This is a genomic window from Pelosinus sp. IPA-1, from assembly GCF_030269905.1.
Lineage (GTDB): Bacteria > Bacillota > Negativicutes > DSM-13327 > DSM-13327 > Pelosinus.
The window spans coordinates 429,711-442,791 of record NZ_BSVC01000005.1 but is presented as its reverse complement, the minus strand read 5'-3'; the positions used below and the strand labels follow the sequence as shown (position 1 = coordinate 442,791).

General features: G+C 36.3%; 9 protein-coding genes. 7 read left to right on the top strand and 2 right to left on the bottom strand.

The features are described 5' to 3' along the window. Window positions 1–370: 370 nt before the first annotated feature. The 5 genes from QSJ81_RS14880 (at window position 371) to QSJ81_RS14860 (ending at window position 6,562) form a co-directional block, all read left to right on the top strand. Window positions 371–1,297 (top strand): substrate-binding domain-containing protein, encoded by a 927-nt coding sequence (locus QSJ81_RS14880; RefSeq protein WP_285718150.1) that lies wholly within the window; start codon window positions 371–373, stop codon window positions 1,295–1,297. Then, window positions 1,294–2,721: an ATP-binding protein gene (locus QSJ81_RS14875; RefSeq protein WP_285718149.1), complete on the top strand. Its 1,428-nt coding sequence runs from the start codon at window positions 1,294–1,296 to the stop codon at window positions 2,719–2,721. Before QSJ81_RS14880 ends, QSJ81_RS14875 begins: the two co-directional genes overlap by 4 nt. A gap of 6 nt (window positions 2,722–2,727) precedes the next feature. Beyond that, window positions 2,728–3,399, top strand: coding sequence for a response regulator transcription factor (locus tag QSJ81_RS14870; protein WP_285718148.1), 672 nt, complete (start codon window positions 2,728–2,730; stop codon window positions 3,397–3,399). A 391-nt stretch (window positions 3,400–3,790) separates the two neighbouring features. After that, window positions 3,791–5,134 carry an MFS transporter gene (locus tag QSJ81_RS14865; protein WP_285718147.1) on the top strand — a complete coding sequence of 448 codons (1,344 nt, stop codon included), beginning with the start codon at window positions 3,791–3,793 and terminating at the stop codon, window positions 5,132–5,134. A 273-nt stretch (window positions 5,135–5,407) separates the two neighbouring features. Next, window positions 5,408–6,562, top strand: coding sequence for a glycerophosphodiester phosphodiesterase (locus QSJ81_RS14860; protein ID WP_285718146.1), 1,155 nt, complete (start codon window positions 5,408–5,410; stop codon window positions 6,560–6,562). A gap of 229 nt (window positions 6,563–6,791) precedes the next feature. Here QSJ81_RS14860 and gyrA read toward each other — a convergent pair whose 3' ends face one another. Continuing rightward, on the bottom strand, window positions 6,792–9,227 hold the full coding sequence (gene gyrA, locus QSJ81_RS14855; protein WP_285718145.1) for a DNA gyrase subunit A: 2,436 nt from the start codon (window positions 9,225–9,227) through the stop codon (window positions 6,792–6,794). Between the two features lie 572 nt (window positions 9,228–9,799). Here gyrA and QSJ81_RS14850 point away from each other — a divergent pair. Further along, window positions 9,800–10,438, top strand: coding sequence for a manganese efflux pump (locus QSJ81_RS14850; protein WP_285718144.1), 639 nt, complete (start codon window positions 9,800–9,802; stop codon window positions 10,436–10,438). A 151-nt stretch (window positions 10,439–10,589) separates the two neighbouring features. Next, window positions 10,590–12,149 (top strand): ATP-binding protein, encoded by a 1,560-nt coding sequence (locus QSJ81_RS14845; protein WP_285718143.1) that lies wholly within the window; start codon window positions 10,590–10,592, stop codon window positions 12,147–12,149. Here QSJ81_RS14845 and QSJ81_RS14840 read toward each other — a convergent pair. Next, the gene (locus QSJ81_RS14840; protein WP_285718142.1) at window positions 12,143–12,907 is read right to left on the bottom strand and encodes a sulfite exporter TauE/SafE family protein; all 765 of its coding nucleotides are present in this window, start codon (window positions 12,905–12,907) and stop codon (window positions 12,143–12,145) included. The genes QSJ81_RS14845 and QSJ81_RS14840 overlap by 7 nt on opposite strands. Window positions 12,908–13,081: the final 174 nt, after the last annotated feature.

The following is a 13,081-nucleotide window of genomic DNA, read 5'->3' as shown; positions in this document are numbered from 1 at the left end:
GCACATCTGGCTTATTTTAACCTTACTTACATTGTTTAGTTTTCAAGGAACACATGGTCGCTTCTTAAGGCGGATCTCCATATTAACATGTTTTTTGCAGCATGTCAACATTTAGTTTTAATCATTCAATAAGTTGCTCTCGTGAGCTACTTAAAGTAGTATATCATAACCGAGTAGCTCCGTCAACCATCTTATTTAACTACTGCTATCTATTGATTATAGATTCATGACTATACTATGTAAAGAATAATACCTTTACTTTTTTACTACTGGAAAAATATCTATGTTATAATATTGACAATAAAAAAGATATTATACACAAAATTCATACTTTTATAAATAATCCCAAATAAGATAAAAGGTGATATATATGAAGCTAAGTTTTCTGACTTCAATTCTAATATGTATTTTACTATTCTTTATCGGTGGCTGTAAAAGTAGTTCTACTCCCTATATCAACTTTAGCCAACCATCTGAGAATCCCTCTCTACAGAATCATGCTAATTCAGATCAGCGTCCGATCCTTATTGCTTTAGCCTCGGTTGTATCTCCTCATGAAACAATTGGTGATTATCGTAAAATAGCTGACTATGTTTCTAAGCAAACGGGGCGTCAGGCTATACTTATACAACGCAAAACTTATGCGGAGGTCAATATGCTATTGGCTAATGGTGACGTAGATATTGCATTCTTATCTACAGGTGCATATAGCGCTTACCGGGGAATGAATGAAATTGAGTTATTTGTTATGGCAGAGCATGCTGGGAATTCCTTATACACTCCAGAAATAATTGTACATAAGGACAGTTCAATTTATACTATGAATGATCTTAAGGGTAAGGTTTTTGCTTTTACAGACCCTCTTAGTTATTCTGGTCATATGGTTATTGAGGAATACTTACTGCAAAAAAATACAATCCCCGAAAAATTCTTCAAACGTTATTTTTACACCTATAGTCATGACAAATCACTGTGGGCCGTGGCCACACAAGTTACAGATGCTGCTAGCTTTGACAGTCAAATTTATGAGTATGCGAAAGAAAAGACTCCTGAGATTGCAGCAAAAGTACGTATCATTGCTTCTATGGAACCTGCACCTACAGGTCCTGTTGTAATTAGTAAGAAACTCAAAGCTGAACAAAAGGAACAATTACGTCATATTTTTCTTACTATGCATGAAGATTCTGAGGTAGCACCAGCTTTACAACATCTAGTTATTGATCGATTTATTCTTCCTACACCAGCCCTTTATGAGCCACTGCGCAAACTTTATGATAGGACGAGTACCCTCTTATGAAATGGTTAAGACAAGCAAGTATTTATTACAAAATTAATGGTATTATTATTAGTATGTTATTGTTGTTAAGTATTATTATTGGCATCATAGTTTTTGATACAACTACAAAACTGCTTGATCGGCAAATTGAAAAGCGTGGAGCCGAAATGGCTACCTATGTTGCAGCCCTTAGTAGTAATGATATTTTATTAGATGATAACTATGCTTTGTTCGACCGAATTAATAAAACTAAAAATAACACAGAGGATGTTAGGTATATTATCATTACAGATTCTGCCGGTCGTATCTTAGCTCATACCTTCGCTGGTAATTTACCAAAAGGATTACCAGTAGAATTGGTGTATAAAGCGAAGGAAGAAGATGGATATCAAACTATCAAATTTAATAGTAACGAAGGACCAATCCGGGAGATAATCGTTCCAATAGAAAATGGTGCAATTGGTTTCGTCCGGGTAGGTATGTCTGAGAAAAGCACCCAAGAGCTACTAAATACTAAGCTGCATGAATTTTTCCTAACTACTTTACTAGTGTGTTTATTGGCTGCCGTCGGATCTACCTATTTAGCCTATCTTATTATTCATCCCATGCGCAGCCTTACAAAAGCAGCCCAGCAAATCCAACAAGGTAATTTTTATGTTCAAACTGAAATAAAGACAGAAGATGAGGTAGGTCGCCTAGCCGGGGTTTTTAATGAAATGATTACAAGTCTGCAGGAGAAAGATTTCGAAAATAATCGTTTACTGAAGGAACTAAGGGCGAAAGAAGACCTACGAACTGTATTACTAAATAAGCTTTTTACAATTCAGGAGGAAGAAAGGAAACGTATTTCTCGTGAACTCCATGATGAAACCAGTCAATCCCTAGCATCATTGCTAGCTTATATGAAGGTTTTGCTATCAAAATTGACAGATGACAAACAAAAAGATTTGCTACTTAATGCCAGAGATGTAGCAATTAATGTCTTAGGCGGCTTACGAAAGATGGCAGTTGAACTTAGGCCGCCAGTATTAGATGACTTAGGAATCGTCGCTGCTATGGCTAAATATATTAATAATTTTAGTAATCAGCAACTTCTTTCTGTAGCTTTCTCTTCTCCGGATGAAAAGTTAATAGTTAATAATCAAATTTCCCTAACCTTATATCGTATTTTGCAGGAAAGTCTAACTAATATTTCTAAACATGCCTGTGCTACAGAAGTAAATATTACACTTAGTCAAGACATGGGTAATATTACCTTAATTATTTACGATAATGGTTTAGGTATTCGTTCGGGAGCTTTAGAAGCAGCTCGTCAGAAAAACCGCCTAGGTATCTACGGAATGAAAGAACGTGTTGAGTTATTAGGTGGTACCTTTACCTTTCATTCTATTAGCGGGCAAGGAACAACCATTACGGTAATAATCCCTATAACATGTTTGGAGTGAGTGCACATGAAATCAAAAATTAAAATTATCCTGGCTGATGATCATTCGGTACTAAGGGCTGGTTTAAAATTACTTCTTAATAATGAAGCTGAATTTGTGGTAATTGGCGAGGCATCTGATGGTGAAAAAGTCCTCTGTTTACTTGAAAAAATAACTGCCGATGTTCTTATTATTGATTTATCAATGCCTAATATGGGTGGCCTTGAATGTATAAGGGAGATTAAAAGCCGAGGTTATCCTATTCGAATTTTGGTGCTTACTATGTATGAAGATGAACAGTATGTTAAAGAAGTAATGCGCTCTGGCGCTTTAGGTTATGTAGAAAAACACGCAGTTGATACTGAATTATTTGATGCTGTTAAAACAGTTTATATGGGTCGACGCTACTTAAACCCTCACAATTCACAGCTACTATTGAATAGCCTTCTAACAGACACCCCAAAAGGAAATACTAATGCTGATAATCCTTATACTATCCTAAGCTCTCGCGAGCGTGAAGTCTTAAAATATCTGGTGAGAGGCTACTCTATGAGCCAAACAGGTGAAATATTATGCCTTAGTGTGAAGACCGTAGATACCTATAAAACTCGTATGATGGAGAAATTAGGATTATCTAAGAAAAGCCAATTAGTTGAGTATGCCTTAAAATATGATTTGTTACCAGCAAAAAGCGAGTAAGGAAAAACCTTACTCGCTTTTATTTTTTCCTATCACTCACTATTTATTTAGAGAACACTCTAATTTTAATTATACAAAAGCAAGTAATTATCCACTCTGGTGACGCAATTACACGTGTAGGAATTTTTCCTACTACATAATCAGATGTTTTACTGATACCAGAATTGTCATTATAATGTGATAATTAAATTAAGATTTTTCCCTATAGTAGAGATTTCGTCTATTAATTTTCAACATAAGATTTGGAATATGGAAGCGTTCTCTCCGAATCAATTCTTCTATTATTGGTATTTACAAGAGATGGCAATGTATTGAAATACATCCTCTTTTGTTTATATATACATTTAGAAGCCTAAATTTTTAGGTAAAATAAATAAGGAAGAGGTGCAAAATGTTCGAAGAAGTCATTAAGTTTTTCACAACAGGAAAGGATAAGCCATTGATGAGTGGCGATCAAGGTCAGATTGCTAAAGTGTTCAATAAGTATCGGTGGTCAACTTTTACATCAATTACATTAGGTTATGCATTATTTTACGTTTTACGACTTAATTTTTCCGTTATCAAGAAGCCATTAATGCAAGCAGGAGTATTAGATGCTCAGCAACTTGGTGTTATGGGATCTGTGTTTTTTATCACCTATGGTGTCGGTAAGTTTACTAATAGCTTTTTAGCTGACAGAATGAATATTAAACGTTTCTTTGCAATGGGACTTTTTCTATCCTCCATTATTACAGTCATCATGGGTTTTTGCAATGAATATCTTCCGCTAGTAGTATTATGGGGGATTAATGGCTGGTTCCAATCTTTTGGTGCAGGTCCTTGCATTGTTGCTTTAAATCAATGGTTTAGTAACAGAGAACGTGGAACATATTATGGCGTTTGGTTTACCAGTCATAATCTTGGTGCAGGCTTTACTTATGTGGCAACTGCCGCTCTCGTAGGAGCTTACAGCTGGCGTGCAGGCTTTATCATGCCAGGTATTGTTTGTCTTGTTGGTTCCATTCTGATTTACTTCTTTATGTCTGATAGGCCTGAAACTCACGGTTTACCAAATGTTGCTGACTTTAAAAATGACCATGCAGCTATTGTTGAAAAAGATAAATCTGTTGGTAGTTTACAGTGGGAAGTAGTCAAACGTCCTGCTGTTTGGATTCTCGGTTTGTCTAGCTGTTTCGTTTATATTGCTCGTTATGCAATTGAAAGCTGGGGTATCGTCTATTTGACAGAAGCAAAAGGCTATACAACAATGGGCGCTAGTGGTATCCTGTCCATTATGCAGTTTGCTGGAATTTTTGGTTCCCTCACTTGTGGTCTCGTATCGGATAAGTTTTTCAATCACAAACGTAATTTACCTTGCTTGATTTATGGTGCTTTGTATGCTGCATCAATAGCCGCTTTTTTATGGGCACCTGCTAGCCAGATGATTGATTTGGCCACTATGGCTGTATATGGTTTCACAATGGGAGCCTTAGTTTGCTACCTCGGTGGTCTTATGGCTGTTGATATTTGTCCTAAACGTGCTACTGGCGCGGCAATGGGAATGATCGGCTTACTAAGCTACGGTGGAGCTGCAGCACAGGAATTGATCAGTGGTTATTTGATTAACGCACATATGACCATAGTTAATGGTAAAAAGGTCTATGATTTTGCTCTTGCTGGTGAGTTCTGGGTAGCATCTGCTGTAATATCAATGCTATTAGCAGCTTGCGTTTGGAATGTTAAAGTAAAAGATTAGTAAGAAAACAACTATTAAAATCACATAAACTTATATAATAAGCAAAGGGCAACTTTAGAATTAAGGTTGCCCTTTGCCGTTGACTATTATAATACGGTTTCCTACTCTCATTCATCTGCGTCCTCTTTATCTGCTATTTTTCTAAAATAAATAGAGTAAATATTGTGTAGGTGTTTTTCTTACACAATATTCAGATATTTTGCTGACAACTAAATTTTGGAAATCATGTATAATTTAGTTGTATATTATTTTTAAATTAAAGGAGAGTATCACATGAAAAATAACAAACGAACATGGAGACGTTTCCTACTAGCAGGACTAGCTGCAACGGTATTATGCACAGGTGTCAATCTTATAGATATGCAAGCAGCACAAGCAAAAGTAAAGTTTGATGTATTTGATTTTGAAGGACATCGTGGTGGTCGTGATGCGCGTCCAGAAAATACGCTAATTTCCTTTGCTTATGGCATGGAAATGGGCGAAACAACATTAGAAATGGACATGCAAATGACTAAAGATGGTCACATTGTCATTAGCCACAATCCTTTTATGAGTCCAAATCTCGCTAAGGGTCCTGATGGAAAATATGTAAAAGCTGGTCAGTATGATATTCGTACTATGACCTTAGCACAAGTAAAACAATTTGATATTGGAACTATGAACCCAGCTGCTGGCGATTACTATGAAGGTCATGGTAAAACCCAAATATCTGTACCTGGCACAAAAATGCCAACCTTAGAAGAAGTATTCGAGCTAGCTAATTCTTATGGTAATGATAAAGTAATTTTTAATATTGAAACAAAATCTTATGCTGATCCACTTGACCCTGGATATAAAAACAATCCTGATCCGGCTGTTTTTGTAAAAACAGTAAATGATATAGTAAAAAAATATCACATGGAAGATAGAGTAACTCTTCAATCTTTTGATTGGCGAACATTGAAAGAAATGAAGAAAATAAATCCCAATATTACTCTTGTTGCTCTATCTTCTGAACAAGAATCATGGGGCCGTCAAGAAGGCTGTTATCTAAAATTATTCGACAAAAACCCCTCTCCTTGGTTGGGTGGTCTAAATATTCATGACTATAATGGAGATTATGTAAAAGCAGCCCATGCTATTGGTGCCGATATTGTATCCCCCTACTGGGAAGAGTTATCTCCACAACTCGTAAGTGAAGCTCATACATTGGGAATGAAAGTTGTTCCTTGGACGGTAAATAGCCCTCAATCCATGGGTATGCTTATAGATATGGGCGTTGATGGTATTATTAGTGATAAGCCTTGGGTTCTTAAAGATGTTTTGACAAAAAGAGGATTTGAATTACGTCAACCAACAGTAAATATAGCAAGCCCTTACCACACTGGCACCGATGTGAATAATGTAGAAACTAAAAAGCTAGCTAACGGTGGAGACGCTTCTATCTAATTATGTTACCTTTGTATAAAAATCTTGGAGTAGTATTGTTTAGGGATAAGAAAAGACTTGGCTTGTGCCAAGTCCTCGGACGCAGGCAGAAGCCTTAGTCGTTCTTACTTGGAATCAAGAAAATGTTATACTTTCTGATTCCGTAAAAAAAGTGGATCTTGTATTAAAAATGACAGGCTGGTCTAAAACCAGCCTGTCATTTTATGCAAGATCATTTTTAATGCATGTCTTAGTCAATATCTGATTTTTTTTCTACAGAAGCTAGGGCAACAACTTTATCATTTTCACCAGTCTTCATTAATTTTACACCTTGTGTATTTCGACTAATAACAGATATGGTATCGATATCTATTCGTATTACAATACCTTCACTACTAATTAACATCAATTCCTGTCCAGGACGTACTACCTTGATGCCAACTACCTTACCTGTCTTTTCTGTTACTTTCGTGTTAATGACTCCCTTGCCACCACGCTTTTGGTTCCGATAATTATCAACTGGAGTACGCTTCCCATAACCTTCAGCAGTTACAGTTAGTACTTCCCCATCTTGTTTTAAGGTGTCCATATCAACAACACTATCACCATCATGCAGGCGAATACCTCTTACACCACGCGCTGTACGTCCCATATGACGAACATCCGTTTCTGGGAAGTAAATCGCTAAACCATCACTAGTTCCCATAAGAACATGTTGTTCACCATTTGTTAATTTAACACCAATTAAATCATCATCTTCATCTAGGGAAATGGCAATCAAGCCAGTTTTCCTAGCTGTATCAAATTCCATTAACTCCGTTTTCTTAACAATACCCTTTGCCGTAGCCATGAATAGATAACGAGTATTTGTAAATGCTCGAATTGGAATTACTGCAGTAATTCTTTCTTTTCCTTCTAGAGGTAACAAGTTCACAATCGATGTACCTTTTGAAGTTCGGCTAGCCTCTGGTATTTCATAGCCTTTCATGCGATAAACTCGTCCTCGATTTGTAAAGAATAAAATATTATGATGCGTAGTTGTTACAAATAAATGTTCCACAAAATCTTCTTCTTTTGTTCCCATACCAGCTACGCCACGGCCACCTCGTTTCTGATTCCGATAGGTATCGACGGGCAGGCGTTTCACATAACTAGAGCGGGTCAACGTCAGCACAATATCCTCTTCTGCAATTAAGTCTTCTACTGCCATATTTGATAGATCATCTGTAATTATAGTACGACGATCATCGCCGAAACGTTTTCTAACATCTTGTAACTCTTCTTTTATAATATTTAGGACTTTTTGATCATCTGCCAAAACGGATTCCAACCATTCAATCGTCTCTAAAACGTCTTTATATTCATTTTCAATTTTTTCTCGTTCTAAGCCTGTTAAGCGCTGTAAACGTAAATCTAGAATTGCTTGCGCTTGCTTATCGCTAAGATTAAATCCATCAATCAACGCTGCACGAGCAACTTCCACTGTTTTAGATTGGCGAATTGCAGTAATTACTGCATCAATATGATCAAGTGCAATTTTAAGACCTTCTAAAATATGAGCTCTTGCTTTCGCTTTTGCTAACTCATAAGCAGTCCTGCGCACAATTACTTCTTTTTGATGCTGAATATAATAATGTAATACTTCTTTTAAGTTAAGTACCCTAGGGCGCCCTTCCACTAAAGCCAGCATAATAATACCAAAAGTATCCTGCAATTGGGTATGTTTATATAATTGATTTAAAATAACATCTGCATTGGTATCTCGCCGTAGTTCAACCACAATGCGCATGCCATTTCGATCACTTTCATCGCGGAGATCTGTAATACCATCAATCACTTTGTCTCGAACTAATTCTGCTATTTTTTCAATTAATCTAGCCTTGTTCACTTGGTAAGGAATTTCGGTAACAATAATACGTGGTTTCCCATTAGCCATTTTGTCAACACGAGCCTGAGCACGCATTTTCACAACACCACGGCCCGTAGAATACGCCGAATAAATCCCTTCTTTTCCTAAAATAAGACCACCTGTTGGAAAATCAGGTCCTTTTATTGCTGACATCAGTTCAGGAATAGTTACCTCAGCATTGTCAATCATCATAATTAAGGCATCAATTACTTCCCGTAAATTATGAGGAGGAATGTTAGTAGCCATACCTACTGCAATACCAGAAGAACCGTTTACTAAAAGGTTGGGAACCTTAGCAGGTAATACCGTTGGTTCTTGTAATGATTCATCATAGTTAGGTGTGAAATCTACAGTATCTTTTTCAATATCCGATACCATTGCTTCCGCAATGCGAGACATCCTAACCTCTGTATAACGCATAGCAGCAGCCGAGTCACCATCCACGGAACCAAAGTTACCATGGCCATCTACCATTAAATAGCGGGTAGAGAAATCTTGAGCCAAACGTACAATGGCATCATACACAGAAGTATCACCATGAGGATGGTATTTACCTAGTACTTCACCGACAATACGTGCCGATTTTTTATAAGGTTTGTTGGCGGCCATTCCAGCTTCATGCATGGCGTATAAAATGCGACGATGTACGGGTTTTAGACCATCACGAACATCAGGCAACGCTCGCATGGTAATAACACTCATGGCATAATCAATATAAGAACTCTTCATTTCTTGTTCTATACTACGGGCTAATACTTTACCTAAACCAAAATCCACACTCTCACCTCAAACACAATTTTAATTGTGATAATCCCTAAAATAATCTTTCATTCATAATATAGAGCCATAATACTTTAAAAGCAGATGACTACAATACATATATCATTTAATTCCAATTACTTATTATAACATAAATTTTCCTATATATAAAGAAGACTTGATTCAGATGGAGTTTTAACTCTATCTGAATCTTAGTCGCACTTATCCAGGGACTTAGCCGCTCTTAACTCCCACTTATATAAGTGAGCCTTGGATTCGAAAAATCCTTAGAGCGAACTTACTTCGAGTTTTACAGACTGTTATCCTAACCAGAGGGCAGGATATTACAGACTGTTAACGAGATAAAGATGGGAGTCTTAGAGCGGTTTAGTCATCGGATAAAGAAAACTTGGCTTGCGCCAAACCCATGTTTTCTTTATTGAAATTAGAAAGTGTTATATGTGCGGATTCCATCTAAAATCCTCTTAAATCCTTAGGCAAGCAAAACAACTATATATCGTCACCAAAAATTAGCCTCTGCCATATATTATTTCAGACTACTCTATAACCCTACCATAGGAGGCTAGATAATGACCTTATGTTATGTATTACTATTAGGCTTTGCCGTAAGTATTGATGGATTCGTTGCTGGTATTGCTTATGGGCTAAAAAAAATCATTATACCAAATATTTCACTCTTTATTATCGGAATAGCAACTACTCTTTGCACAGGGTTTGCCATGGGGACTGCTTATCTATTAGGAGCATATATCAATACAAAACTTGCAATAATAGTAGGCGCGTTTTTGCTTACTACCATGGGGTTGTATAGTATGATTCAAGAGTATCTTAGGGCAATTAATAAGGATCACCCATTAGAGGCAATAGTGACTTCAGATTCTAAACCTTACTCGGCCAGCCAATTATTGATTACGATCATAAATAAGCCAGAATCTGCTGACGTTGATCATTCCCAAACCATTAGCCCGCTAGAGGCAATACTTCTGGGATTAGCCCTCGGTGTTGATAATATGATAGCCATTTTCGCCGCAGTATTAGTAAGCCCTCTACCCTTATATACCCCTCTTTCTATGGGCTTTATTCAAATTGTAGTAATTACTTTAGGAATATATGTCTCAAATCATCTAATTTCAGACCAGCTTAAAAAACGCATCCCTTATTTGTCAGGTTTTATTTTAATTCTTCTAGGCCTCATCCGATTGCTGTAATACAACAAAATGCTTCTACATTAGAAAATTTATTTAGAATTATCCTAAATTTCGACATTATCTCGAAAGGTAATTTTATTCTAAATCTTGAATTCTTTTATATGTTGATTCGTGCGTGCTTACTTAGTTAGATGGAGAGGATTGGAAATAGATGAGTAGTGAGATAAATACTAAGGAAAACATTCTTACCGAAATGCAAGAGCTGCGTAAAGAACTTCACCGTTTCGAAAATTCTCAAGTCCAGCATCTACAGTACCAGCAAATTATTCGTCAAAGTCAAAAAGAATATAAAACGCTTATAGAACACTTACCTGTCATTGTCGCCCGTGTTAACCTATTGAGTCAGCATATCTATATCAATCCAATCATTACCTCTGACACCAACATACCAGCCCAAGATTTTATTGGTAAAACCTTTAGAGATGTTGGCCTACCTAATAATTTTTGTACCTTATGGGAAGCTACCTTTTCTTATATTTTTGCAACCGGTAAAGAAGTTGTCTTTGAGTCTGATTTTATCAATTATCAAGGTAAACATTGCTTCTATCATTGTAAAGCGGTGCCAGAATATGACCAAGAACATACCGTTCAATCTGCCTTATATACCTTAATGAATATTACCGATCTCAAGTTAATGGAAGCTAAAATATACCAACAACACCAAGAGTTCCAGGCCCTTATTGAAAATACACCTGATATTATTTCACGCATTGATAAAGATATGCGAATTTCCTTTATCAACCCTGCTATCAAGGATTTAACTGGTGTCTCTGTTGAAGAATATCTTGATAAAACCTTAGATGAAATTCCACATTTCGATAAAGATTTTATCGAAATGTGGAAGAAAAAAAACCAGGAAGTTTTTCATACCAAAGAGCCAAATGTCTTTGAATATGAGTTTCCAGGTATACATGGAAACCACCATTTTCATGCTCGTATCGTGCCAGAATTTAGAGCAGATGGCACTGTAGAATATGCTTTATCTAACTCTCGGGATATTACAGCTCATAAAAACATGACTGCTGAAATAGCTCGCCTAGATAGATTAAATTTAGTAGGAGAAATGGCGGCCAGTATTGGTCATGAAGTACGTAATCCTATGACAACAGTACGTGGTTTTTTACAAATGATATCCCTAAAAGCCGAATACAAAAAGCATAGTGAATTTTTCAGTATAATGATTGAAGAGCTCGACAGAGCCAATACCATTATTACTGAATTTTTATCCTTAGCAAAAGACAAGTCCGTTGATTTAAAAGAATTAAATCTCAACGACATCGTTATAACCTTAATGCCTTTAATGCAAGCAAATGGTATCGTTGATAATAAATACATCTACAGTGATTTAAAACAAATACCTAATTTACTCCTCGATGAAAAAGAAATTCGTCAACTTATACTTAATATTGTACACAATGGTTTTGAAGCTATGGAACCAGGAGGTAATATCTACATAAAAACCTTCACCTATGATGATACAGTTGTGTTAGCAATACAGGATGAAGGCAAAGGAATACCTACCGATGTCATGAAAAAACTTGGTACTCCTTTTTTTACTACCAAGGATACTGGCACCGGCTTAGGGCTGGCTGTATGTTATAGTATTGCCAATCGGCACAATGCTACGATACAGCCTATTACAGGACCAAACGGCACTACTTTTTATATTGTATTTCAAATAACGAAAGAGGAAAGCAATATTCTTCAGTGAAGAACATCCCATAATTGTTTACTTATTAAAACAACTGACATAAATAAAAACAGTGGGCGCACATAAGATGCCCCTTTTTTTATAGCCAATGTAGAACCTGCAATTGCTCCAAAAATCATGGCAATCCCCATAGGTATCGCATAATAATAATTTATCGAGCCAAAATAAATAAAGGTAATCACAGCAGCAATATTACTGGCAAAATTTAAAGCTTTAGAATTACCAGCTGCCATTACAAAATCAAAACCAATCATTAAAAAAGCAAATATAAAAAAGGACCCTGCACCCGGACCAAAAAAACCATCATAAAAACCAATGGAAAAAGCTACTACACCACTTAGATAGGCTGTCCTTTTTGTCATGCCATTATAGGTCGATATATCTCCCCATTCTTTTTTTGTAAAGGTATAAATCGTAACAACGACTAACATGACCACTACTAATGGTTTTAAAAATGCAGAAGGTATCTGTTGTACTGCAATGACACCTAAAATAGATCCAATAAAGGAAAGTGGAAATAAATATTTAATAATTCCTATGTCAATTTTTCCTGATCGCAAAAAAGAAATAGTACTGGTACAACTCCCCATAACACTAGCCATCTTATTTGTACCTAATGCCATGGTTGGCGGTAAACCAGTTAGTAACAATGCTGGTAAAGAAATTAAGCCACCACCACCTACTACAGAATCAATAAAAGATGCAATAAAACCTGCGCCCATTAAAAATAAAATCATATCTATACTTATCTGTTCCACAAGTTACCTCCTAATCATTAATCCCAATATAAAGAAGACTTGATTCATATGGAGTTTTAACTCCATATGAATCTTAGTCGCACTTATCCAGGGACTTAGCCGCTCTTAAGTCCCACTTATATAAGTAAGCCTTGGATTCGAAAATCCTTAGAGCGAACTTACTTCGAGTTTTAC

Excerpts from the sequence above, each read along its gene's own strand:
- QSJ81_RS14880 (WP_285718150.1), top strand. The coding sequence starts at position 371 with ATGAAGCTAAGTTTTCTGACTTCAATTCTAATATGTATTTTACTATTC.
- QSJ81_RS14875 (WP_285718149.1), top strand. The coding sequence starts at position 1,294 with ATGAAATGGTTAAGACAAGCAAGTATTTATTACAAAATTAATGGTATT.
- QSJ81_RS14870 (WP_285718148.1), top strand. The coding sequence starts at position 2,728 with ATGAAATCAAAAATTAAAATTATCCTGGCTGATGATCATTCGGTACTA.
- QSJ81_RS14865 (WP_285718147.1), top strand. The coding sequence starts at position 3,791 with ATGTTCGAAGAAGTCATTAAGTTTTTCACAACAGGAAAGGATAAGCCA.
- QSJ81_RS14860 (WP_285718146.1), top strand. The coding sequence starts at position 5,408 with ATGAAAAATAACAAACGAACATGGAGACGTTTCCTACTAGCAGGACTA.
- QSJ81_RS14850 (WP_285718144.1), top strand. The coding sequence starts at position 9,800 with ATGACCTTATGTTATGTATTACTATTAGGCTTTGCCGTAAGTATTGAT.
- QSJ81_RS14845 (WP_285718143.1), top strand. The coding sequence starts at position 10,590 with ATGAGTAGTGAGATAAATACTAAGGAAAACATTCTTACCGAAATGCAA.